General features: G+C 65.3%; 20 protein-coding genes. 6 read left to right on the plus strand and 14 right to left on the minus strand.

All coding sequences use genetic code 11. The features are described 5' to 3' along the window. Positions 1-720: 720 nt before the first annotated feature. Positions 721-2,049, minus strand: a complete 1,329-nt coding sequence (locus MHX64_RS04735) for a sodium:glutamate symporter (protein ID WP_239356152.1) — start codon at positions 2,047-2,049, stop codon at positions 721-723. Positions 2,050-2,129: 80 nt separating this feature from the next. On the opposite strand from MHX64_RS04735, the gene MHX64_RS04740 reads away from it, so the two are divergent. Further along, positions 2,130-3,143: a hypothetical protein gene (locus tag MHX64_RS04740; RefSeq protein ID WP_239356029.1), complete on the plus strand. Its 1,014-nt coding sequence runs from the start codon at positions 2,130-2,132 to the stop codon at positions 3,141-3,143. Here the strand turns inward: MHX64_RS04740 and MHX64_RS04745 are convergent. Continuing rightward, positions 3,133-3,963, minus strand: coding sequence for a carbon-nitrogen hydrolase family protein (locus tag MHX64_RS04745; protein ID WP_239356030.1), 831 nt, complete (start codon positions 3,961-3,963; stop codon positions 3,133-3,135). The genes MHX64_RS04740 and MHX64_RS04745 overlap by 11 nt on opposite strands. Before the next feature lie 91 nt (positions 3,964-4,054). Between MHX64_RS04745 and MHX64_RS04750 the strand changes: the two genes are divergently transcribed. The 3 genes from MHX64_RS04750 to MHX64_RS04760 are packed head-to-tail and all read left to right on the plus strand — an operon-like array spanning position 4,055 to position 7,273. After that, a complete protein-coding gene (locus MHX64_RS04750) occupies positions 4,055-4,306 on the plus strand; it encodes a hypothetical protein (protein ID WP_239356031.1) in 252 nt (83 codons plus the stop codon). Next, the gene (locus tag MHX64_RS04755; RefSeq protein ID WP_239356032.1) at positions 4,303-5,448 is read left to right on the plus strand and encodes an alpha/beta hydrolase; all 1,146 of its coding nucleotides are present in this window, start codon (positions 4,303-4,305) and stop codon (positions 5,446-5,448) included. The genes MHX64_RS04750 and MHX64_RS04755 overlap by 4 nt, the downstream gene beginning before the upstream one ends. A gap of 58 nt (positions 5,449-5,506) precedes the next feature. Next, entirely contained in the window at positions 5,507-7,273 is a 1,767-nt protein-coding gene (locus MHX64_RS04760; RefSeq protein WP_239356033.1) for a pyruvate dehydrogenase, read from the plus strand. Positions 7,274-7,359: 86 nt separating this feature from the next. On the opposite strand, the gene MHX64_RS04765 is transcribed toward MHX64_RS04760, so the two are convergent. The 7 genes from MHX64_RS04765 to MHX64_RS04795 form a co-directional block, all read right to left on the minus strand. Then, on the minus strand, positions 7,360-7,833 hold the full coding sequence (locus MHX64_RS04765; protein WP_239356035.1) for a hypothetical protein: 474 nt from the start codon (positions 7,831-7,833) through the stop codon (positions 7,360-7,362). Between the two features lie 25 nt (positions 7,834-7,858). Beyond that, positions 7,859-8,278, minus strand: coding sequence for a hypothetical protein (locus MHX64_RS04770; RefSeq protein ID WP_239356037.1), 420 nt, complete (start codon positions 8,276-8,278; stop codon positions 7,859-7,861). A gap of 804 nt (positions 8,279-9,082) precedes the next feature. Further along, positions 9,083-9,493: a heat shock protein transcriptional repressor HspR gene (locus MHX64_RS04775; protein ID WP_239356038.1), complete on the minus strand. Its 411-nt coding sequence runs from the start codon at positions 9,491-9,493 to the stop codon at positions 9,083-9,085. A 21-nt stretch (positions 9,494-9,514) separates the two neighbouring features. After that, complete coding sequence (gene dnaJ / locus MHX64_RS04780) at positions 9,515-10,696, minus strand: molecular chaperone DnaJ (protein ID WP_239356039.1); 1,182 nt, start codon at positions 10,694-10,696, stop codon at positions 9,515-9,517. A gap of 147 nt (positions 10,697-10,843) precedes the next feature. Continuing rightward, positions 10,844-11,539: a nucleotide exchange factor GrpE gene (gene grpE / locus MHX64_RS04785; protein ID WP_181889172.1), complete on the minus strand. Its 696-nt coding sequence runs from the start codon at positions 11,537-11,539 to the stop codon at positions 10,844-10,846. 36 nt (positions 11,540-11,575) lie between these two features. Continuing rightward, positions 11,576-13,417 carry a molecular chaperone DnaK gene (gene dnaK, locus MHX64_RS04790; protein WP_181889173.1) on the minus strand — a complete coding sequence of 614 codons (1,842 nt, stop codon included), beginning with the start codon at positions 13,415-13,417 and terminating at the stop codon, positions 11,576-11,578. 245 nt (positions 13,418-13,662) lie between these two features. Further along, the gene (locus MHX64_RS04795; RefSeq protein WP_239356040.1) at positions 13,663-15,183 is read right to left on the minus strand and encodes an aldehyde dehydrogenase family protein; all 1,521 of its coding nucleotides are present in this window, start codon (positions 15,181-15,183) and stop codon (positions 13,663-13,665) included. A gap of 142 nt (positions 15,184-15,325) precedes the next feature. Here MHX64_RS04795 and MHX64_RS04800 point away from each other — a divergent pair, with 142 nt between their 5' ends. Together MHX64_RS04800 and MHX64_RS04805 are read left to right on the plus strand one after the other, a co-directional pair. Next, positions 15,326-16,729: an AI-2E family transporter gene (locus MHX64_RS04800; protein ID WP_370642069.1), complete on the plus strand. Its 1,404-nt coding sequence runs from the start codon at positions 15,326-15,328 to the stop codon at positions 16,727-16,729. Between the two features lie 45 nt (positions 16,730-16,774). Continuing rightward, positions 16,775-17,299, plus strand: a complete 525-nt coding sequence (locus MHX64_RS04805) for a type 1 glutamine amidotransferase domain-containing protein (protein WP_239356041.1) — start codon at positions 16,775-16,777, stop codon at positions 17,297-17,299. A gap of 332 nt (positions 17,300-17,631) precedes the next feature. On the opposite strand, the gene MHX64_RS04810 is transcribed toward MHX64_RS04805, so the two are convergent. Genes MHX64_RS04810 through cysD form a run of 5 tightly spaced genes read right to left on the minus strand, consistent with a single transcriptional unit; the run spans position 17,632 to position 21,989 of the window. Continuing rightward, positions 17,632-18,198, minus strand: coding sequence for a nucleosidase (locus MHX64_RS04810; RefSeq protein ID WP_181889176.1), 567 nt, complete (start codon positions 18,196-18,198; stop codon positions 17,632-17,634). 6 nt (positions 18,199-18,204) lie between these two features. After that, positions 18,205-19,128: a sulfite exporter TauE/SafE family protein gene (locus tag MHX64_RS04815; RefSeq protein ID WP_239306197.1), complete on the minus strand. Its 924-nt coding sequence runs from the start codon at positions 19,126-19,128 to the stop codon at positions 18,205-18,207. A 10-nt stretch (positions 19,129-19,138) separates the two neighbouring features. Further along, complete coding sequence (locus MHX64_RS04820) at positions 19,139-19,780, minus strand: sirohydrochlorin chelatase (protein ID WP_239356042.1); 642 nt, start codon at positions 19,778-19,780, stop codon at positions 19,139-19,141. 11 nt (positions 19,781-19,791) lie between these two features. Beyond that, the gene (locus MHX64_RS04825; RefSeq protein WP_239356043.1) at positions 19,792-21,075 is read right to left on the minus strand and encodes a sulfate adenylyltransferase subunit 1; all 1,284 of its coding nucleotides are present in this window, start codon (positions 21,073-21,075) and stop codon (positions 19,792-19,794) included. After that, positions 21,075-21,989, minus strand: coding sequence for a sulfate adenylyltransferase subunit CysD (gene cysD, locus MHX64_RS04830; protein ID WP_194560608.1), 915 nt, complete (start codon positions 21,987-21,989; stop codon positions 21,075-21,077). The genes MHX64_RS04825 and cysD overlap by 1 nt, the downstream gene beginning before the upstream one ends. Between the last annotated feature and the right edge of the window lie 15 nt (positions 21,990-22,004).

Below are 22,004 nucleotides of genomic sequence, written 5' to 3' on the forward strand. Positions count from 1 at the left end.
TGTCGGACGCCCGCTTCGATACATACCGGACCGTCGCTGGGGGCTCCGACGCGAAGGCACTTGAACTCTATTTATGGAATATTGGGGCGGCCGGTGCCGTCGCTGCGACCACCGGAATGGTCGAGGTGCAGCTGCGCAACAGTATCGACGCTCTACTTCAAGGGTGGAACGAGAACGAGCCCGTAAACGAGCCCGGTCGATCAGAACCGTATCCCCGCGGATGGCTTAAAGATCCTGCGCCGCGGCTCCGGCAGATTATCTCGCCCGCCAACCGGCCACCCATGTGGAAGAAGGCTGAACCCGCCCTTCTGGGCGAAGACGGCAACCCAACAAAGCCCAACCCAACGCATGACGATCTTGTGGCAGCCCTGCCGTTCGGATCCTGGTTGTTCCTTCTGCCACGCCCCGAAGTAACTTCCTCCCAGAACCCCAGGATGAGGATTTGGAACGAGGCTCTCAGTTCGGCATTTGCCCCTAAGCAGGGATCTTCGTTCCAACATGCGAGCCACGCCGTGATCTATAAGTGGGCGAGCACCGTGCGATTCGCCCGCAATCGAGCGAGCCACTTGGAACCGCTTTTGGAGCCAACCGAGCTCATGCGGTACCACAAAGTCTGTCTCCGCCTAATGAACTCGATGAATCCTGCGGCAGCGTCTTGGTTAGCCGGCCAGCAGTATATCCCTGCCGCTTTGCGCCGCCGGCCGTTCTAAGCACCAAGCTTTACGACGATCTCGCGACCGGTATCCACTTCATCGCGTAAGCAAGCACGACAACCCCGACCGCGATGGCGAAGGCGATCCAGCCGAAGACGGCGGTAAAGCCCGCGATGACCGCGATCGGCGCAATGATGGTGGTGCCGATTTCGAACGGGGCGAAACCGACGTAGGCCACGCCGTACTCGTTGAGCGTGCCGGACTTGAGCTTCGGGTCCACCATCTTCAAAAGCGCGATGCCGGTGGCCACTGCGGCGGTGGCCCAGCCCCAGCCGAACAGGCCGCGCTCGAGCCACTTGTCGCCGAAGAAGGTCGGGCCGGCCCAGAACATCCACACCACGCAGAACAGGGTGCCCAGCACGAAGATGAGCACGAGCGCCTGCCAGTAGCCGGCCAGTGCCGCGGGCACTATGGAGGCGATGCCGAAGGCGATCATGTAGTCCGTGGCGGCGCCGGAGACGGAGTTGATGGTGGAGCTGTCCAGGTAGTTCGGGCGGCCGGCGAGCTTGAGCAGCAGGCGGCCGATAAGCCCGATGACGAACGCCATGGCGAACAGCGGGATGGACACGTTCGGCCACTGGCCCTTGATCACGCTGTTGACCATGTAGGCGATGAGCACGGTGAAGACGATGAAGCCGGCGTGCAGCGCCAGCGGCTCGATGGACGACGGGTTGGTGGTGGCCTTGCCGATGGAGGGGCGCTCGTCTTCGTTGTGGATGTAGCCGGTGCGCAGGTCGTCGGGAAGCGTGCCGGCGAGCTGGGAGGCCTTGCCCTTGCGGATACCCCAGTTGGCCATGATCACACCACCCACGATGGCCACCAGGGTGCCCACGGTGGCGGAGGTGAAGCCGATGGAGGACGCGCCCTCCACGCCGATCTCTTCAAGCGCGGAGCCCACGGCCGCCGCGGTGCCGAAGCCGCCGACGAAGCCGACCGGCAGCATCATGCCGAACCATGGTTCAGTGCCGAACAGCGGCGCGAACAGGTACACGCCGAGCAGCACGAACAGGCCCCATTGGCCCATGAACATGGCGGTGGAGTAGCCCCACATGTTGCGGGCGCCGGAGGCGACGGAGCCGCCGAGCTCCATCGAGTAGGCCATGGACGCGAACACCACCGCGATGAGCAGCGTGGTGTAGGTGCCCACCTGATCGGACCAGTGGATCACGCCCAGGATCTCGTCGCCCAGCAGCAGGCCGAGCAGCCCCGCGGTGATCGGGGCAGGCAGCAGCAGCGCCTGCAGCACCTTCAGCCGGTTGCGCAAAATGTTGCCGACGATGAGCAGGACCGAAATCCAGCCGATGTCCGTGAGCAACGTATACGGGGTGAATTCCACCACAGCACCTCTTTTCTATCCACTTATCACATTCAAGCCGGGTGCAACTTTAGCCCACAGCCGCTAGGTAACCTGTTTCTATGCCTTCCGCCCACTTTGCCGAGATATTGCGCACCCGCGGCCCGCAGGTCAGCCGCGCGTGGCGTACCCGCTTTTCCGAGGCGTACCCGCAGGCAGAGATGATGCTGCCGCCTGGCGAGGAGATGCCGCCCATTCTCATGCGCGCCGCCCTCGCCGTGCTCGAGCGCCCCGCAGAGGAGGTCCGCGACGAGCTGAAGGCCTTGGCGCTGGATCTGCGCCGCACAGGGTTTCCGGCCGAGGAGTACCCCAACGCTGTGCAGATGCTTATCGACGAAGCCGGGGCCGACGCGCCCGAACTGATCCAGGCGGCGGAGCTCATGCGCAATGCCGCCTCACAGGCGGACGTTGCTGGCGTGCCTGCCGCCACCGCCGCGCAGGTGACCAGCGTGGAGCGCCGCGGCGGGGTGCAGGTCGTGCGCCTGGAGGCCGGCACGCCGGTGCCCTACGCCCCCGGACAGGTCATCCCGGTGATGTCGCCGAATCGCCCCGGCGAGTGGACCGGCCTGGTCCCCGCGCTGCCGTCCAACCAGCTCGGGCAGCTGGAGTTCCACGTTCCCGACGAGATGCAGTTGCAGCCGGGCGACTGGTTGACGTTGGGGGCGGCGCGGGGCGGGGTACGCGGGGACGTCGATAGGCAATTGCTCCTGGTTGCCGCCGAGGGTGGGTTCGCGGCGGCGAAGGCGCTGGTCTTCCACTATTTGGAGCAGACCGATCCGCCGGAGGTGCACCTCGTGGTCGGTGCGAGCGGGCCGGAGGGGTTCTACGACACGGCGGCGCTGGACGCACTTGCCAAGGCGCAGGACTGGCTGGACGTGGCGTGGATTGCGCAGTCGCGGGTGGGTGCGCCGCTGGAGCAGGTGGTTTCCGGCGCCGGGATGTGGTGGGGCCGCGAGGTGATCGTGTGCGCGAATGAGGAGCGCGCGGTGAGCCTGGCCGCGGCGCTGGAGGTGGCCGGGGCGCGGGACGTGCAGACCGTCGCCCCCGATGCGGCGCCGGAGTGGTTTAGCGCATAGCGCTGTGCTGCCTAATCGCCTCTAGCGGCAGCTGCTTGCGTGCCTCGTCTGCGTCAGTCGGGTCGATCTCCACCACCAGGGTTTCCGGGCCGTAGCCGGCCTCCGCGAGGCGTGTGCCAAACGGGTCCACCACCACCGAATGCCCCGCGCCCGTGGGGCCTGAGGGCTCGCCGGCCTTGGCTTCGAAGTCCGGGCGCGCCTGGTCGGCCGCCGCGATGAACACCCCGGCGTCCAGCGCACGCGCGGCGGTGAGGATGTGCCACTGCCCCACCTTGCCCGGCCCGTCCGCCCAGCTCGTGGGTACCACAACCACCTTTGCGCCGCGTTGGGCAAGCTGTTGGAACTGCTCCGGGAAGCGGATGTCAAAGCAGGTGGCCACCCCCACCGTCACGCCGTCGTGGACGAACGTGACCAGCTCACCACCTGCGCGCACCGTGTCCGACTCCTTGTAGTTGAAGGCGTCGTAAGTGTGGATCTTGTCGTATCCCTTATGCACCCCGCCGCCGGTGATCAGCGCGGTGTTGTAGACGCGATTGAGCTTCTTGCCGTCCACGGTGTTCGTGTCTGCGGGGCGGAACATGCCGGCGACGATGGTGACGCGGAGCTCGTCGCTAAGCTTTTTCAGCCCTGTGGCGAACGGACCGTCCAGCTCTTCTGCCTGCGTATCCAGCCGCCCCTGCCCGAACGCTTGGCTGGCGGCCTCGGGCAGGACGATCAGCGTTGCGCCTTGGGCGGCGGCGTCGCGGACCAGCGGTTCGATGGCGGCCAAATTTTCCATCTTGTCGCTGCCGGAGGCGAATTGCAATAGCGCGATCTTCATGTGGATAACTCTAGGTGCGTTTCGGGGGAGTTATCCACAGATTTGAAAAGGGGTATTGCGCCGCTTGTTGCGTTCGCGGATGGTTCGTTGCATGACATTTCTTCAACTGACCACAGAGACCGCACGTGCCGCCCGCAGCTGCATCCGCAGCTTCGGCACCCTTCCCACCGCCCACTTAAGCCCGTCGCGCTCCGCATCCGCGCTCGCAACGTTGCAGGACACGGAGCATTTGCTTGTCGACGACACCACGTCCCGCCTTGACACCCACCTCCACGATGTCGCCGCGTTTGCGTCCGAAGTGGAGCAGGCAGATGCCCGATTCGGCAAGGAGCTAACGCCATGACATACAAACCAGCACTGATCGCATCCGAATTGTTCGCCGCGGCCGCCGCCACCAGATTGGCCGCTGAGGGTACGCGGGAACGCGCGGAACACGCGCCGTTTTCAGCCGCTGTGATTGCGGATTCCGGGTTCCGCGGCCCCGCGTTCGAGGTCTCTGCGGCCAGGTTTGCGGACTACGGCTCGTCGCTAAGCGCCAGCGCGGAGCGGCTGGAGCAAGCCTCGGTGGCTTTGGTCGCCGCCGCCGCCCTGCAGCAGCAGTTTGACGAGGCCGCCCAGTTCATCGGCATGTACTCCCATTCCCGCGTCGTGCTGTGGCTCAACGGCATGTCCATGATGCTGGACCTGCGGCTGTCCCGGACCCTGCTGGGCGCATCCGGCAAGGAGCAGGACTACGACCCGCTGTTCGACCACCCGGACGAGTCCTTCGAATCGCTGCACGCCCGGCACGCGCAGACGGTGCCGGCCTCCACGCTGCGCGCGGTGGAGGACGCCGGCGGTGTGCTCCTGGAGGCCGGGCCGACGGCGAGCACGGTGCTCGTCGGCGACGCGGTGGACCCGGCGCGCGTGATCACCATGGTCGCCGGCGCCACCACCGGCAAACCCTCGCAGCTGCCGAGCGAGCTGGAAAAGGCCCGGATGCTCTCGGAGAAAACCGGGGCCGCGGTGGTGGTGTGGCAGGGCTACGCCCCTCCCCCGCTACTCACGGACGCTGCCTCGCCCCACCGCGCCCACGCCGGCGCGGACGACCTCGCCATGTTCCAAGCCGCGCTGGAGGAGCGCTTCCCTGACGCGCAAAAGACCGTGGTGTCCCACAGCTACGGCACGCTTTTGGCCACGAAGGCGGCGCACCAGCACGGGTTGCTCGCGGACGACCTGTGGATCCTGGGCAGCGCTGGCGTGTCTGGCGAGCACGTCTCAAAGCTGACGCTCGCAGGGCCGGAGGCGACGGTGCACGTGGTGGATTCCCCCGAAGACCCGATCCTGCTGCTGCGCTCCGGGCCGACGGCGGCGCTCGGCTCGTCGCCGTCGTACATCGGGTGGGGCGGCGAGCGTGTGCTGGGTGTGAGAGGCGACCACACCGACTACTTCACAGACCCCGCGTTCTTGTCTGCTTTGCAACAGCGCGCCGACCCGCCTGCGTAAATGTCGTTACCATGGCGCACGTTGAATGAAACCACCTATAAGGAGAATTAGGTAGACAATGCCCAACTTTGCAGAACAAGTAGTCAAGCGCCTAGAGGATCAAGGCATTAAGCGCATTTACGGCCTGGTGGGCGATTCGCTCAACCCGCTGTCCGACGCCGTGCGTCAAAGCGATATCGAGTGGGTCCACGTACGCAACGAGGAGGCCGCAGCGTTTGCCGCTGGCGCCGATTCCCTCGCCGCCGATGAGCTCGCCGTGTGCGGCGCCTCTTGCGGCCCGGGTAACACCCACTTCGTGCAGGGCCTGTTTGAGTCCCACCGCAACGGCGCGAAGGTGCTGGCCATCGCGTCGCACATCCCCACGGCCGAGATCGGCTCCTCCTTCTTCCAGGAGACCCACCCGGAGCTGCTCTTCCAGGAGTGCTCCTCCTACTGCGAGGTTGTCCACGAGGCAGACCAGGGCATGCGCGTGCTCCACAACGCACTGCAGAACACCCTGGCCGGCAACGGCGTGTCCGTGATGATCGTGCCTGGCGACGTCTTCGCCGCCGACACCGCTGAGGGCCCGCACACCGCGGACTCCGTGTACGCCACCGGCGCCAACAAGCGCGTCTACCCGGACCCGCACGAGGCTGCCCGCCTGGTGGAGGCGATTAACAAGGCCGACAAGATCACTCTGTTCTGCGGCTACGGCGCGCGCGAGGCCCGCGACGAGGTCTTCGCCCTGGCGGAGAAGATCAAGTCCCCCATCGGCCACTCTTTCCGCGGCAAGATGTACTTCGAGTACGACAACCCGTTTGATGTGGGCATGTCCGGCCTGCTCGGCTACGGCGCCTGCGTGGACGCGATGGAAGAGTCCGACCTGTTCATCATGGTGGGCACCGACTTCCCGTACACCGACTGGCTGCCGGACGAGAACGTCGCGCAGATCGACATCGACGGCACCCACATCGGCCGCCGCACCAAGGTGGACTACCCGGTCATCGGCGACGTCAAGAGCGTCATCGAGAACATCCTCCCGCACGTTGAGGAGAAGACCGACCGCAAGTTCCTGGACAAGATGCTCAAGCGCCACTACCAGCTGCTGGACCACGTGGTGAAGAGCTACACCTCCAAGGCCTTCGAGTCCAAGAAGCCGATCCACCCGGAGCTCGCCGCATCCGTGCTGGACGAGCTTGCGGACGACGACGCCTACTTCACCGTCGACACCGGCATGTGCAACGTGTGGTCCTCGCGCTACCTCACCCCGAACGGCAAGCGCGACGAGGCCGCGTCCTTCCTCCACGGCACCATGGCGAATGCGCTGCCGATGGCGATCGGCGTGCAGGCCGCGTTCCCGGACCGCCAGGTGATCTCCTGGTCCGGTGACGGCGGGCTGGGCATGCTCATGGGCGAGCTGCTCACCATCAAGCTGCACCAGCTGCCGGTGAAGGTCATCTGCTTCAACAACTCCTCCCTGGGCATGGTGAAGCTGGAGATGATGGTGGCCGGCATGCCGTACTTCGGCACCGACCACGAGCAGGCTAACTACGCCGAGATTGCCAAGGGCGTGGGCATTAAGTCCTTCCGCATCGAGGACCCGGACGACCTTGAGCCGGTGCTCAAGGAGGCCCTGGCCTACGACGGCCCGGTGCTCGTGGACATTGTCACCGACCCGGAGGCACTCTCCCTGCCGCCGGGAATCACCTGGGACATGATGAAGGGCTTCACCAAGTCCGGCGCCCGCACCGCCTTCCTCGAGGGTGGCGTCGGCCGCCTGTTCAACCTGGCAAAGTCCAACCTCCGCCACATCGGCGGCGCCGCGGCCATCGAGTTCGGCGGCTAAGTCCGGCCCGGTAGCCTCCTCAATGCGGAAACACATCGGCGTATGTAGTGTTGTGGAGGCTTCAAAAAGCCCCTAGCCCTCCATGGCTAGGAAGCGTTTCGAATTTTTACAGCACAAACGCCCGCGCTCACGTGTTCATTGCGCGGGCGTTTTGTCATTCCGCATTCGATTTCCACTGCCGATACCCCAGCGCCCGCCGGATCAACGCCGACCACCCGACGACCTGCAGCGACAATGGACGTCGCTCCAAATGTGGCGTTGAGCCAAAACTGATCCTCGTAGGGAAACCCGGTCAGCCTCAGCACGAGACCGGCAACGTACGCGACACCCAGGTAGCCAGCGTCAACGACGAAGTCGTTCACCCGGCGGTTCTGCAGGGGAAGCCCGATGAGCAGCGCTGCGGCGAGCATCCCCAGCAGGGGGACGACAATGTAGCCGCCGAATGCCGCCACGCCTGGAAACGCGACACACAGAATCGCGAGCAGCAGAAACTCGGGGATGCGAAAACCCCACGGTCGCGTGTCTTTAAGCAGCGGCGGTTCGCTGACACCTGCCATCATGTGGCCGAGTATTCGAGCCTCCGCATTACTTCCTCTTCCACGCCAGGAGCGCAATTGCGCGCCGCAGCGCCGCGGAGACCCCGGTCAGGATTATGGCTGCGGCGACGTACGGCATGATGGCCGACAGCACGCCGTACGGATTGTCGCTCTTCGCCAGAATGACGGCGACGAGAACGCCCACCACGACGTAGGCGGCATCTCCCCAAAACTTATTCACCGGCTGGCGCTGCAGCGGAATGCCCAGCACCATGCACATCAGCAAAACACCCAGAAACATCGGTGCGACGAAGAACAATGCAAATCCAAAACCAGCGCTGATTTCGGCGTTCGCATCCTCAACCACCATCCATGCGAATGCCGCAATCAGCAGGATGACTTCCGGGAAACGGAACCGCCACGGACCGGTCTCTTTGAGCAGCGGCGGAGCGCCAGCCTTAGTCGTCATGCCGCCGAGTTTAAAACTCCGACCGCTACCGCGCGCTGCGCCGGCGGCGTCGAGAAGCAGCTGGCTCCCACGTGACCACCGCTGAAGAAGGAAATTCAGTAACCCCGGCGATGTGCTTTCGCAGGGATCGTTCCGGGGCTTTCCGGGGAGAGTATACAGGGGACCTCCTCGACCCCCTCGCGCGACGTCTTAGGCTTGACCATTCTGGTGGCCACCAAGGCATCAACGGCCGCAGCCGACGTCAACGCCGACGGCACCAACTGAAGCAACTGTGAATCGGTCGTGAAACAAACCTCCTTCGGTTCGCCGTTCACGACCACCCTGGCGCCAAGGGACATTGGGGGCTTTGTGCCGATCGCTACGTATCAGATTGGATACAAACGATTTCTCAATCCTCAGATAACTGGCCGCCTTACCATTGCGGTGAATTTGTTGTAATTGCTGTACCTGATAGGAGACCGACAATTAATTTCTCGATGCAGGAGTTTCTCGTCTATGCGATCCTTGCTTTCATCGTAATTGCGGTGATTTGGTGGGTAGTCAAAATTCTGAAGGGTTTCGCCAACGGGTACCGATCGGTGAATGAAACGGATTTGCGTACTGATACCGACAAGCAAATGGATAGGATGTAGGGGGAGCTTGCTAAGCGAAAAAGGGCGAGGAACTATTGAAGTCCTCGCCCTTTTTGCAGTTTCCTAAGGCTTGATTTCTACGCAGATGTAGTTACTCCACTGTCCTTAAGCCTTTACACCAGACAATCACGCGTTGATGAGCTCCAAGCACAACGCCCGTAAGGAGTATCACCTACCGTGCGCTGCGCCGGCGGCGTCGAGAAGCAGCTGGCTCCCACGTGACTACCGCTGTTGAGCGGGGTACGTGCACGAGCTCGCCGCCCCGGCGCCCACCGGACTGCAGCTTCTGGCGCAGCTCCTCGTTGTGGCCGCGCTGGGTTTCCAGCTCGTCCTGGAGGTCCTCGATCTGTTGGGACAGCTCGATGATCGTCTTGATGCCGGCGAGGTTGACGCCCTCCTCCTGGGAGAGGTGCTGGATGCGGCGCAGCATGGAGATGTCACGACGCGAGTAGCGGCGGCCGCCGCCCTTGGTGCGCATCGGCGTGACCAGGCCGAGCCGGTCGTAGGTGCGCAGGGTCTGCGCGTGCATGCCGGTCAGCTCGGCGGCGACGGAGATGACAAAGTACTCCTGGTTCTCATCCATTGTCTACACCTCCTTCCTGGGCTAGAGCCCGGCCCACCCGGCGCGCGGGTCGAAGCCGGAGTCCTTCTCAGCCTGGGCGTAGGCGCGCAGCGCGGAGGTGGCGGACGGATCCAAATCCTTTGGCACCTTCACTTCGACGGTGACCATCAGGTCGCCGGCGCCGGAGCGCTTCGGGATACCGCGGCCCTTCACTCGCAGGGTGCGCCCGTTCGGGGTGCCAGCCGGGACCTTCACCTTCACCGGGTTATCCAGGGTGGGCACCGTGATAGTCGCGCCGAGGGCGACCTCGGAGAACGCGACCGGGACGGTGACCTCCAGGTCGTCCCCGGAGCGGGTGAACACCTCATCGCCTCGCACGTGCACGGTGACAAACAGGTCGCCGGCGGGCGTGCCGTTCGGGCCCGCCTCGCCCTGGCCCGCCAGGCGCACCTTCTGCCCGTCGATCACGCCGGCGGGGATGCGCACGGTGATCGAGCGGGTGCGCCGCACGGTGCCGGTGCCGCCGCAGGTGGCGCAGGGGTCTTCGATGACCTCGCCGGTGCCGCCACAGTTCGTGCATGGGCGTGCCATGCCGAAGGCGCCGGAGTTCTCACGGATGAAGCCGGAACCGGAACACGTCTGGCAGGTATGCGTCTTGCCGTCCTTGGAGCCGGAGCCGTGGCAAGTGGTGCACGGCGCCTCGCCGGTGAGCTCGACCGGGATGGTCGTGCCCTTGGCTGCTTCGCGGAAGTCGAGGGTTATTTCCGTTTCGACGTCGGCCCCCCGCGACGGCCGAGCGTTCCTGCCAGCACCGCCGCGGCCGCCAAAGAAGCCACCGAAGATATCACCAAGGCCGCTGTCTCCAGCTTGTCCACCAGCGGCTGATCCGAAGATGTCGGAGAGGTCGAATTCCGCTTCCGTGCCGCGAAACCCGCCCGGAAAGCCGGACCCTCCTCCCCGCCCGAACCGGCCGAAGCCGCCCGAGCTGATCATGGATTTCAGCTGGTCGTATTCCTTGCGCTTCTGCTCGTCGCCGATAACGTCGTACGCCTCGGCCACCCGCTTGAACTTCTCCTCCGCCTTCTTGTCGCCGGGGTTGGAATCGGGGTGGTTTTCGCGTGCGAGCTTGCGGTATGCCTTCTTAATGTCGGCAGCGCTTGCCGACGAGCTCACGCCCAAGTCGCCGTAATAATCCTTATCTGCCCATTCTTGCTGCATAGCCATCTCGCACCCTCCTTTCCTCTACAAAGAGTATTGAGTCTGTCTCGCTAAAGTTTGTTCACTAATTTATCTAAGTACAAAGGCCGGGGACGAGGCCGCGTGGGTCTCCGCGCTACCTCATTCCCCGGCCCTGGCATCCGAGCGTGTTGGTTACTCGGTGGTGTCGGCTTCTGGCTCGCCGGCCGGCTCGGCGGGATCGGCTGGATCCGCAATGATCACCATGGCGTTTCGCACCAGGCGGTCCCCGATCATGTAGCCCTTGCGCAGCACCGTGCCCACGGCCTTGGTGTCGCCCTGGGACAGGTCCTGCACTGCCTCGTGGATCTCCGGGTTGAACGCATCGCCCTCGGCGCCGAACTCCTTGATGCCCTGGCCGGCAACGATCGTGCGGAACTTGTCGGCAAACGCCTTCAGCGGGCCCTGCTCCAAGTCGCCGTGCTGCTCGGCCAGATCCAGGTCGTCCAGAAGCGGCAGCAGCTGGGTGGCGAACTTCGCCTTCGCAGTGTTGGCCAGCTCGCCGCGCTCACGCTCGGTGCGGCGGCGGTAGTTGGCGTACTCCGCGCTGACTCGCTGGAGCGACTCGGTGCGCTCCGCCAGCTGCAGCTCGATGTCGCTGACTGCGCCATCCCCGTCCACATCCGGGTCGATCTCGTTCTCCGCGATCTTCGCGGCGTCCTCGAGCTCGGCGTCCGCGGCTAAGAGGGGGTCTTCGTCCGTGGCAAGCGCCTCGGACTCAGCGGCCTCGTCGGCGAGCGTTTCCGCCTGGTCGGGGGACACGTACTCGGGGTCCGTGGCCTCCGGAGCGCCCGGGTTGTCCGGCATCTGCTCATTGTGCGGGTTCGTCATCAGAGGTCGCCTCCTTTCTCGGTTGCTGGGCCGGGTCTACTTGTTGTCGGAATCGGTTGCGTCGTCGTCCTCGACAACCTCGGCGTCGACCACGTTGTCGTCGCCTGCGGCGGCGTCAGCCTGGGTTGCGCCCTCGTTCGCCTGAGCCTCGTAGAGCGCGGTGCCCATTGCCTGGGACTCGGTGTTGAGCTTCTCCACGGCGGACTTGATGGCGTCCAAGTCCTCGCCCTTGAGTGCCTCGTCCACAGCGTCGGCAGCCTCGGTCACGCGGCCCTTGATGTCCTCCGGCAGCTTCTCGCCGTTTTCATCCATGAACTTGCGGGTCTGGTAGGCCATGGTCTCCGCGTTGTTGCGGGTCTCCTGCTCCTCGCGGCGCTTCTTGTCCTCGTCGGCGTGAGCCTCGGCGTCCTTGATCATGCGATCGATCTCTTCGTCGGACAGACCGGAGCCGTCCTGGATCTTGATCGTGTTCTCCTTGCCGGTGGCCTTGTCCTTCGCGGACACGGACACGATGCCGTTGGCGTCGATGTCGAAGGTGACCTCGATCTGCGGCACACCACGCGGAGCCGGTGCGATGCCCGCCAGCTCGAAGGAGCCGAGCAGCTTGTTCGCGGACGCGATCTCGCGCTCGCCCTGGAAGACCTGGATCTGCACGGACGGCTGGTTGTCCTCAGCCGTGGTGAAGGTCTCCGAACGCTTCGTCGGGATGGTGGTGTTGCGCTCGATGAGCTTGGTCATCACGCCGCCCTTGGTCTCGATGCCGAGGGAAAGCGGAGTGACGTCGAGAAGCAGCACGTCCTTGACGTCGCCGCGCAGCACGCCAGCCTGCAGAGCAGCGCCCAGCGCCACAACCTCGTCCGGGTTGACGGACTTGTTCGGCTCCTTGCCGGTCAGTTCCTTGACCAGCTCGGACACGGCCGGCATACGGGTGGAGCCGCCGACCAGGACCACGTGGTCGATGTCGCCGACGGACATGCCGGCGTCCTTGACCACCTGGTTGAACGGGCTCTTGGTGCGGTCCAGCAGGTCGGAGGTGATCTTCTGGAACTCGGTGCGGGTCAGCGTCTCATCCAGGAACAGCGGGTTCTTCTCGGAGTCCACAGTGATGTACGGCAGGTTGATGGAGGCCTGCTGTGCGGAAGACAACTCAATCTTGGCCTTCTCCGCAGCCTCGCGCAGACGCTGCATAGCCATCTTGTCCTTGGACAGGTCGACGCCGTTCTGGGACTTGAACTTGTCCACGAGCCACTCGACGATGCGGTTGTCCCAATCATCGCCGCCGAGCTCGTTGTCGCCGGCGGTAGCCAGCACCTCGACAACACCGTCGCCGATCTCCAGCAGGGACACGTCGAAGGTGCCGCCGCCAAGGTCGAAGACCAAGATGGTCTCTTCCTTCTCGTTCTTGTCCAGGCCGTAAGCCAGGGCAGCCGCGGTCGGCTCGTTGACAATGCGCAGCACATCGAGGCCCGCGATCTGGCCGGCCTCCTTGGTGGCCTGACGCTGAGCATCCTCGAAGTACGCCGGAACGGTAATAACAGCCTCGGTGACTTCCTCACCGAGGTACGCCTCCGCGTCGCGCTTCAGCTTCTGCAGGGTACGGGCGGAGATCTCCTGCGGGGTGTACTTCTTGTCGTCGATCTCCACGGTCCAGTCCTCGCCCATGTGACGCTTGACGGAGCGGATGGTGCGGTCGACGTTGGTCACAGCCTGGTTCTTCGCGGACTGGCCAACCAGCACCTCGCCGTTCTTCGCGAAAGCGACGACGGACGGGGTGGTGCGGGAGCCCTCCGCGTTAGCGATGACAACCGGCTCGCCGCCCTCGAGGACGGAGACGACCGAGTTCGTGGTGCCAAGGTCAATACCAACTGCACGTGCCATAAGAGTTATTCCTCCTGTTGAGAAGTGGTTTATCAGTAAGTTGATGTGCTCCGACTCAACTTGACGGCCACCACTATAACACCGGCGGCGACGTTCTTGAGTCTGTCGCACTCATAGGTAACAACGGCACGTGCGACAAAGTTGTTCCCACTCGACGCAACTTTCTTTGTTTATGCAGCTCAACTCCAAGAAAAAGCCTCCGGCCGCGTGGGCAACCGGAGGCGTAAACGTCGAGAAGCAATTGCTTAGAACAGGCCCGTCTCCTGCTCGGAGTAGGACACCAGGAGGTTCTTGGTCTGCTGGTAGTGGTCCAGCATCATCAGGTGCGTCTCGCGGCCGATGCCGGACTGCTTGTAGCCGCCGAACGCCGCGTGCGCCGGGTAGGTGTGGTACTGGTTCACCCACACGCGACCAGCCTGAATGGCGCGGCCGGCCTTGTACGCCGTGGTGCCGGAGCGCGCCCACACGCCCGCGCCCAGGCCGTAAATGGTGTCGTTGGCGATGGAGATGGCCTCGTCGAAATCCTTGAAGGTGGTCACGGACATCACCGGGCCGAAGATCTCCTCCTGGAAGATGCGCATGTCGTTGGTGCCCTTGAAGACGGTCGGCTCAATGTAGAGGCCGTTTTCCAGGCCGTCGATCTTGTTCACGCCGCCGCCGGTGAGCACCTCCGCGCCCTCCTGGGGCCCAAGCTCCAGGTAGGACTGGATCTTGTTCATCTGCTCGGTGGAGGCCTGCGCACCCATCATGGTCTCGGTGTCCAGCGGGTTGCCGGTCTTGATCTGCTTGACGCGCTGCACGCCCAGCTCCAGGAACTCGTCCGCGATGGACTCGTGCACCAGCGCGCGCGACGGGCAGGTGCACACCTCGCCCTGGTTCAGCGCGAACATGGCGAAGCCCTCGATGGCCTTCTTCTTGAAGTCGTCGTCCTTTTCAAAGATGTCCTCGAAGAACAGCGCTGGGGACTTGCCGCCGAGCTCGAGGGTGACCGGGATGATCTTGTCCGCCGCGGCCTTGTTGATGATCTTGCCCACCTCGGTCGAGCCGGTGAAGGCGATCTTGGCGATGCGGTCGGAGCCGGACAGCGCAGCACCCGCCTCGTCGCCCATGCCGTTGACGATGTTCAGCACGCCCGCCGGGATGAGGTCGCCGACCAGATCCATCAGGTACAGGATCGACGCCGGGGTCTGCTCCGCCGGCTTGAGCACGATCGCGTTGCCCGCAGCCAGCGCCGGGGCGAGCTTCCACGCGGCCATGAGCAGCGGGAAGTTCCACGGGATGATCTGGCCGACCACACCGAGCGGCTCGTTGAAGTGGTAGGCGACGGTGTCCTCGTCGATCTGGCTCAGGCGACCCTCCTGCGCGCGCAGCGCACCCGCGTAGTAACGGAAGTGGTCGATGGCCAGCGGGATGTCGGCGGCGAGCGTCTCACGCACCGCCTTGCCGTTCTCCCAAGTTTCCGCCACGGCGAGCTCCTCGAGGTGCTCCTCCATGCGGTCCGCGATCTTCAGCAGCACCATCGCGCGCTCCGCCGGGGAGGTCTTGCCCCAGGCGGGCGCGGCCTTATGCGCGGCGTCGAGCGCGAGGTTGATGTCGGCTTCCTTGCCGCGCGCGACCTGGCAGAACACCTCGCCGGTGACGGGGGTGATGTTGTCGAAGTACTCGCCGTCCACGGGGGCGACCCAGTCGCCGCCGATGTAGTTGTCGTAGCGCTCGCGGTACTTGACGTTCGAGCCTTCAGTTCCAGGGTTCGGGTAAACGGTCATGTCCAGGCCTTTCTTACATCGAGTATTGTTTGTGGTTCACGCTACACTTTTATTGCCGTGTGGTCTAGGACATTTTGCCTATCGACGTCCCTCCGTCTCCCCACACATATGCATTAACCAGCATCTCTGGCACAATGAGCGCGTGACTAAACACGAAAACAACGACTACGTCGGCGCGCTCGACACCGCCGTCGACGATGTCCGGATGCTGCCCACTCCGGCAGACGCGGCCCAGGAGCTCTCCAAGGAGCCCGTGGACCGCGGCGACATCATCGCCTCCGACGGCCGCACCGCCGCCGCCTGGGCGCTGCGCTTCATCATCATCGTCGCCGCCACCGCGATCCTGCTTTACCTGCTCAAATGGGTCTGGATGGGCCTTTTGCCCATCCTCCTCGCACTGATTTTGGCCACCGTGCTGTGGCCGCCGGTGCGCTGGATGCGAAACCACAAGGTGCCCGCCGCCCTCGCGGTGTTCATCACGCTGATCGGCACCTTCGGCATCCTCGGCGGCATCATCGCCGCGATGGCGCCGACCGTGAAGTCGCAGGGCGCCGAGCTCGGCCACCAGGCGGAACAGGGCATCAACCAGATCATCGCCTGGCTGAAGGAACAGAACTTCACCTTCCTCGAGCCAGAACGCATCCAGCAGGCCGTGGACCAGGCCACCGCGTTCGTGAAGGGGCAGGCGTCCAACATCGCCTCCGGGGTGTTCTCCGGCATCGGCGCGATTACGTCGGTAGGCACGACGCTCGCGTTGACACTCGTGCTGCTGTTCTTCTTCCTCAAAGACGGCGACCGCTTCCTGCCGTGGGTCCGCAAGTACACCGGCGTGCGCGCCGGCTGGCACCTCACCGAGGTGTGCATGCGCTCCTGGAACACCCTGTCCGGCTTCATCCGCACCCAGGCCATCGTGTCCATGGTGGACGCGATCTTCATCGGCCTCGGCCTGCTCTTCCTCGGCGTTCCGCTGTGGCCTGTCCTCGCCGTGGTGACCTTCTTCGCCGGCTTCATCCCCATCGTCGGTGCAATCTCCGCAGGTGCGCTGGCCGTGATCATCGCGCTGGTGTCCAACGGGTTCATGAACGCGGTGTTCGTGCTCATCCTCATCATCGCCGTGCAGCAGCTGGAGGGCAACGTCCTCTCCCCGATCCTGCAGTCCCAGGCCATGGGCCTGCACGCCGCCGTGGTCCTGCTCGCCGTTGCCGTCGGCGGCACCCTGTTCGGCATCGTCGGCGCGTTCCTCGCAGTGCCGGTCGCCGCCGTCGCTGCGGTGTGGCTGCGCTACTGGGCCGAGATGGTCTCGCTGCGCTCCGGTGAAATCACCGCAGACGAGATAGCCATGGCCACCCAACAGACCCAAACCATGGACTCGAAGTCTTCCTTCCTCGCCGTGCGCGACCACATGATGAGCATGGCCAAGCGCGAAAAGTCCAACACCAAGGTCCCCGTCAAGGAAGGCATCGGCTCCACCCGCGTGCCGCTTGGCGACGCCGAGGGAGAGCCCGACGTCCCGGGCCGCACCCACGCCATCAACGACGAAGAATAGGTACGGTGGGCGCCGTACTTACTCATCGACGAAAGGACGTAAACCATGGCCGACCTCAACGGCAAGAACATCGCGATCATCGCCACCAACGGCTTTGAGGATTCGGAGCTGACCTCCCCGAAGGAGGCCGTAGAGTCCGCCGGTGCGACCACCAAGGTCGTCTCCACCGAGACCGGTGAGATCGAGGGCAAGAAGGGCGCGAAGGTAGCTGTCGACGCCAAGACTGCCGACGCCTCCGTCGACGAGTTCGACGCGCTTATCCTGCCCGGCGGCACCATTAACGCCGACACCATCCGCACCGACGCCGACGCCGTCGCCCTGGTCAAGGCGTTCAAGGACGCCGGCAAGCCGATCGGCGTGATCTGCCACGGCGGCTGGATCCTCGCCGACGCCGACCTGCTCAAGGGCGTCAAGCTCACCTCCGTAGCCAACGTCAAGACCGACCTGGCCAACGCCGGCGCCAACTGGGTCGACGAGGAAGTTGTGGTCGACTCCGGCTTCATTTCTTCCCGCACCCCGGACGACCTGCCGGCATTCAACGCCACGCTTGTGGAGGAGTTCGCGAAGTAGGGCTCTGTTCCCTCCGCCCGCTGGGTTTGCCCCGGCGGGCGTTTTCTTTGCCTGATGTGGGAGTTGGCTTCAGCGCGGACCGATTCTCCGGTTCAGTGCTGTCGAAAGTTCGAATCGTCTAGCAACCTCAGCGAAACGCTAGACGATTAGGCCGATACCGGCAATCGTTTTCAACATCACCTGGGGGAACACCACCCGACTTGGCTGATCGTCTAGCAGCGTTGGGTGGGCTACTAGACGATCCGCATTCTCAACGGAGTCGAGTCTGGAAAGGCCCATTGGAAGCCGGCGCCAGCGATCGAAGAATAGGCGAGTCCGTCGAAGTGATTGGATTACCGCAGGTGGTCGCGCAGCGCCTGCTCCAGCTCGACGCGGGCGCGCTCCAGGGCTGCCTCCCAGACCTCGGAGGCGGACTCGTCGGCCGAGTCGGAGACCTGCTTGAGCAGGGTCAGCGGCACACCGAACGTGGAGCACACCGCTGCCAGGGCGTAGCCTTCCATGTCCACGAGCTGGCACTCGCGGGCGAGCTCGTCGCGCAGGTCGGACCGGTTCACAAACGCGTCGCCGGTGGCGAGCTTGGCCTTGGGCAGCTCGGTCAGCGGGTCGAAGGAGAACCAGCGCGGGTAGACAAAGTCGGTGATCTCGGAGGTGCCGCCGACTTTGAAGTCGTGCTTGACGGCGTCGGAAACCTCGTAGACGCCCGGCTCCAAGTCCACCAGGGCGCCGGCGGTGCCGACGTTGATCACGCGCGACGGCAGAGGGCCTTCGGACAGGCGGCGGGTCAGCGCGATCGCGGCGGGCAGGGTGCCGATGCCGGTGATCAGCACCTCGTGGTCGCCGCCGGACATGATGTCCGCGGCCTCTTCCTTCATGGCTGCGACGATAAGCAAGTCAGACATGGCTATTTATCGTAGGCGGGCTGGCTCCGGATCGACCACTGTCGCGCCCTCGCGCTCCCCCGCCGCCCGCGAGTTCTCCCGGGCCTTGAGCACGCCGCGCACGGACAACGCCGCGCCCACGATCAGGACGGCAACGCGCACAGCCCACAGTCCGGAGTCCACGCCGAGGAACTTCAGCACCACCGGCAGGTTCAAAAACACGATCAAGGTGCCCACCACCCCACCGAGGGCGATGGGGTTCATGCGGGTGACCACCCACGCGCCGATCGGCGCTGCGACCACTCCGCCCAGCAGCAGCGCGAGCACCCCGGCGAGGTTAGCCATCAGGTCGTTCCACATGCCCACCGCAAACCCGAGGGTGGCCGCCAGGGTAACCAGGAACTCTGCGGTGTTGACGGTGCCGACGATGCGGCGCGGCTCGGAGCGCCCGGCGGACAGCAGCGTCGAGGTGGTCACGGGCCCCCAGCCACCGCCCCCGGTGGCGTCCACGAAGCCGCCGAACAGGCCCAGCCCGGCCAGGAACCCGCGCGAGTGCGGTTTTTCAGCCATCTTGCGCTGCGTCAGCCCACGGGCGAAGCGCAGCATCAGGTTCAGCCCGATCAGCGCCAGGATCAGCGACATCACCGGCCGCGCGGCTTCGGTGGACAGCCGCACCAGCACGGTCGCGCCGAGGAAGGCGCCGATGGCGCCGGGGATGCCGATGGCGAACGCGGTGCGCCAGTCCACGTTGCCGAAGCGGGTGTGCGCCACGCCGGAGGCCAGCGTGGTGCCAAGCTCGGCGGTGTGCACGACGGCGGAGGCGGCTGCCGGGGTGAGTCCCGCCAGCGCGATGAGCATGGTGGATGAGGTGGCGCCGAAGCCCATGCCGAGGCCGCCGTCGACAAGTTGGGCGGCCAGGCCGGCCACGGCGATGAGCAGCAGCGTCTCAATCTTGTACATTTCAGGCGTCCTTTTCGGCGGCGGAGCGGTATCGGCTGGCGACAACGTCCGCGAGGTCAGTAGTTAAAGGCCCGGAGGCTGACAGGTGCTCCGGGATCCGGTTCAGCAAAGTTCCGTGGGTGACAAACAGCGGCAGCACGTGCGATTGCCTATCGACGAACCTCCGGTCGCCCCCAGTCGCCTGCACCACCGACACCTCGACCCCGGCCACACGTGCCAGGTCAGATGCCAGGCGGGTGTAGTTCGCCGCCTGTTCGGTATCTGATGTGCCGACGGGGAAGAGGGTGGCGTGGGGCGCCGAAGGGGCGTCGATAAGCAAACGCTTGTGCAGGACCTCGGCGATGTCGGGGCCGGTGCCCAGCGGCTCGGCAAGGGTGAGGTCGCAGTGGGCCCGCGCCTCGGCGAGGTGGGCCGGCACGTCCACTTTCGCGTGGAACGCGCGGGTGAACAGCAGGGGCACGACGATGGCGCGGGGGCTGTCCAGCGCGGCGGCCGCCTTGGCGAGGGTGGGGCGGTCGAACTCGAGGTGCGCGTCCGCCCACTCCACGCCGAGCTTGCCGGCCGCCGCTTTGGTCAGCGCGCGGATGCCCTCCTTGGCGCGCGGGTGGCGCGAGCCGTGTGAGAGGGTGATCAGCGCGGTCATGGCGGGTGCTCCTAGTGCAGGCGCTTTCCGACGAGACCCGCGGCCAGCGTGTTGCCGGAAGACTGGTCCACGAGCAGGAAGTTGCCCACCGCGCCGCGGGCGGCGTAGGGCTCGACCGGCAGCTCGTCGGCGGTCTGGATGGTCACGTGCGCGATCTCGTTGAGGGCGACGGACTCGGGCGAGGTGTTGTCGCCGGCGGCGCCGTCGATGTCGAGGACGCGGTCCACGCTGGCCACGCGGGCGCGCACGAACGCGGTGCCGATGCGCAGCTTCACGGCCTGCCCGGCGCGCAGCTCCTTCTCGGTAAGCCCCACGACGGTGGCGGCGAACTCCCGCACGTCCTCCGGCCGGGTGCCCGAGGCCAAAAGGTCGCCGCGGGTCAGGTCGATCTCGTCCGCCAAGCGCAGCGCGACGGAGTCGCCGGCGTGGGCGGTCTCCACCGGGCCGTCGGAGGTGTCGATGCCGGCCACGGTGGTTTTCCGGCCGTGCGGGGCGAGGATCTCGTCGCCGACGGAGACGGAGCCGGCGTTGACGCGGCCGGCGTAGGCGCGGTAGTCGGTGGCGTGCTCGCGAAGCACGTACTGGATGTTGAAGCGGAAGTCCAGGTCGTCGGCGCGGCCGTGGTTGACCGGGATGGTCTCCAGCAGCTCCAGCACGGTCGGGCCGGTGTACCAGGAGGTCTCGGCGCTGCGCTCCGCGACGTTGTCGCCCTTGAGCGCGGAGATCGGCACCACATGCGGGTCCTCGATGCCCAGCTCGGCGGCCTTGGCGTCGAACGCCGCCTTGATCTCGTTGAAGGTCTCCTCGGAGTAGCCGACCAGGTCGATCTTGTTCACCGCCAGGATCACGGTGCGCACGCCCAGCAGCTTGGCCACGGTGAGGTGGCGGATGGTCTGCTCCACCACGCCGTTGCGGGCGTCCACCAGCAGCACGACCACCTGGGAGGTGGACATGCCGGTCACGGTGTTGCGCGTGTACTGCACGTGGCCCGGTGTGTCGGCGAGGATGAAGGTGCGCTTGTCGGTAGCGAAGTAGCGGTAGGCCACGTCGATGGTGATGCCCTGCTCGCGTTCGGCGCGAAGCCCGTCGACAAGCAAGGAAAGATCGAGCCCCTCAAAGCCCCTATCTGCGCTGGTGCGCTTCACGGAGGCGAGCTGGTCGGCGAGGACGGACTTCGTGTCGTGCAGGAGGCGGCCGACGAAGGTGGACTTGCCGTCGTCGACAGAGCCGGCGGTGCACAGGCGCAGCGTTTCGCGGTCTGCCAGGGCGGCCGCGGCGGAGGTAGTCGTAGTCATCAGAAGTAGCCTTCCTTCTTGCGGTCTTCCATGGCGGATTCGCTCAGGCGGTCGTCGGCGCGCGTCGCGCCGCGCTCGGTCAGGGTGGAGTTGGCGATCTCGACGAGCACCTCGTCGATCGTGGACGCGTCCGAATCAACCGCGCCCGTGCAGGACATGTCGCCCACGGTGCGGTAGCGCACGCGGCGGGTCTCAAGCTGCTCGCCGTCGCGCGGGCCACCCCACTCGCCCGGGGTCAGCCACATGCCGTCGCGGCCGAACACCTCGCGGTCGTGCGCGAAGTAAATCGACGGCAGGGCGATCCCGCGCGCGCCGATGTACTCCCACACGTCCGCCTCGGTCCAGTTGGAGATGGGGAACACGCGCACGTTCTCGCCCGGCAGCGTCGCGCCGTTGTACAGGTCCCACAGCTCGGGGCGCTGGCGGCGCGGGTCCCAGCCGCCGAAGGAATCGCGCACGGAGAACACGCGCTCCTTGGCGCGGGCGCGTTCCTCGTCGCGGCGCGCGCCGCCAAGCACTGCGTTGTAGCCGACCTCTGCGATGGTCTCCACCAGCGGCACGGTCTGCAGCGGGTTGCGGGTGCCGTCTGGGCGTTCCTGCAGGTCGCCGCGGTCAATCCAGTCCTGCACCTCGGCCACGCGCAGGCGCAGGCCGTGCTTTTCGACGAGTTCGTCGCGGAACTGGATCACCTCCGGGAAGTTGTGCCCGGTGTCCACGTGCAGCAGCTCAATCGGCATCGCCGCCGGCGCGAAGGCCCGGCGCGCCAGCTCGAGCACCACGCACGAGTCCTTGCCGCCGGAAAACAGCAGGCCGATCTTGTCGAACTGCCCGGCCACCTCGCGGATGATGTGGATGGACTCGTTTTCCAAGTCCTTCAGGTGCGGCGACAGCTCAGTTGTCGTTGCTTGCGTCATCTTCTCTAACACTCC

Origin of the sequence: Corynebacterium sp. ACRPZ, assembly GCF_022346205.1 — a bacterium.
Classification (GTDB): domain Bacteria; phylum Actinomycetota; class Actinomycetes; order Mycobacteriales; family Mycobacteriaceae; genus Corynebacterium; species Corynebacterium lehmanniae.